2 protein-coding genes and 1 pseudogene are annotated in these 1,415 nt (G+C 71.4%); 1 reads left to right on the top strand and 2 read right to left on the bottom strand.

Features of this window, described 5'->3' with window-relative positions:
* Positions 1-96: 96 nt before the first annotated feature.
* The gene (locus ACFWPS_RS53990) at positions 97-471 is read right to left on the bottom strand and encodes a hypothetical protein (protein ID WP_383721923.1); all 375 of its coding nucleotides are present in this window, start codon (positions 469-471) and stop codon (positions 97-99) included.
* 167 nt (positions 472-638) lie between these two features.
* Between ACFWPS_RS53990 and ACFWPS_RS53985 the strand changes: the two genes are divergently transcribed.
* Positions 639-1,202: a hypothetical protein gene (locus ACFWPS_RS53985; protein WP_383721922.1), complete on the top strand. Its 564-nt coding sequence runs from the start codon at positions 639-641 to the stop codon at positions 1,200-1,202.
* Between the two features lie 117 nt (positions 1,203-1,319).
* Here the strand turns inward: ACFWPS_RS53985 and ACFWPS_RS53980 are convergent.
* A pseudogene (locus ACFWPS_RS53980) lies at positions 1,320-1,415 on the bottom strand (DNA-binding response regulator); the annotation flags it as partial.

The raw sequence follows: 1,415 nt of genomic DNA, 5'->3' as shown, positions 1-1,415 counted from the left end.
GGCCCTGTGCAGGCATGACTTGGGATCATGCTGATGTGGTCACTTGAAGAAGTTTTCACATCGTGGGCACACGAAACCCCGGACTCCGGATCGCCTCTAGACCTCGAGTTGTTCCTCGACCCGCTTGAGCTGGTGACGGGCCATGGCGAGGTTCGAGCGCTCCTTGTCCAGGACCAGATAGAGGAACAGCCCGTTCCCGCTGCGGCCGGTGATCAGGCGGATGAGGTGATACTGCCTTTCGAGGGTGATGAGGATGTCCTCGATCCGGCTCTTGAGGCCCAGTTGTTCCATCGTGCGCACCTTGGCCCGGATGACGTCCGTGTTCCCGGCCGCGGCGATCGTCAGATCGAGGTCCTTGCCCCCGCCCAGCGTCCCCAGTGCCATGCCGCTGGTGTAGTCGACGACCGCGACTCCCAGAGCCCCCTCGACCGCGGTCATCATTTCCTTCATCGACACTTCCACGCTCGCCATGACGGCGCCTCCCCTTCGGGTGTCGGTTGCGACGGGAGCGACTCTCGACGTCCCCGTCCGATGCACGGACCGTAGGCCGACGGGAGCGGCGCCGGGACGGCGTCTCCGCCTCTGACGCATGATGACCGAAGCTCTGCACCCCTGGTTCGTATGAGCGACGGAAACTGGTGCGAGAGTGGGCGAAGTTGAAGTTCCGCCCCGACCACCGGGGAGCGAGAGCGGGGGTCGGCTCCAGGACCGGGCGAGCAGACTGCGTTGGGTGCCGTTGTCCGGCCGGCCGGTGCAGGCCGGCAGTCCCCGGTCGCCGTCGCGAACGGGGGCCACGGCGGCGACGGGACGGTCGTGGAACTCGCGAAGGGACGCGGCGGCCGGTTCCTGGGGCCGGCGCGAGAGGAACGCGGGCGGGCGTACCCGGCGCACCGCTGCGTCGGCGCAGCGGCGAGGCGTACGAGGAGAAGGGGGCCGTCGCCCAGTGGGCGGCACGCCACGTCGAGCTGGGCGAGACGCTCCTGCTCGACCCCGGTACGACGGTGGGCGCGCCGGCCCACGAGCCGCGCGCGGTCAAGGAGCTGACGATCGCCACGACCGGCCTGAGCGCGCTGCACGCCCTCGCGGACGCGGAGGGCGTGCACGTCGAGTGCCTGGGCGGCACCCTGCGCCCGCTCAGCCGGGGCTACGTCGGCCCGCTCACCGAGGCCGAGGCCCCCCGGGGGGCCCCGGGGGGGGAGTGACCCCGTGCGCCACGAAGCCCCCCGACAGGCCCCCGCAACCGGCCCGGCGGCGCGGGTGGCGGCCTTGTTGACGCAGGCCCTGCTGACCCAGGCCCTGGCGACCTGGGCCCCGGCGGCTTACTTCGCCGGTCGTCCCCCGGTCTCGGGCTGTTCCAGGTGGGAGGCGAGGACGGCGGCCTGGACGCGGCGCTGGACGCCCAGCTTGGCGAGGAG

The sequence above is a fragment of the Streptomyces sp. NPDC058457 genome, from assembly GCF_042720695.1.
Lineage (GTDB): Bacteria > Actinomycetota > Actinomycetes > Streptomycetales > Streptomycetaceae > Streptomyces.
Note: the sequence above shows the minus strand (reverse complement) of the source record. Positions and strands in the feature narration are given on the sequence as shown.

Bases quoted from the DNA above. Each gene is read 5' to 3' on its own strand.
- ACFWPS_RS53990 (WP_383721923.1), bottom strand. From the start codon at position 471: ATGGCGAGCGTGGAAGTGTCGATGAAGGAAATGATGACCGCGGTCGAG.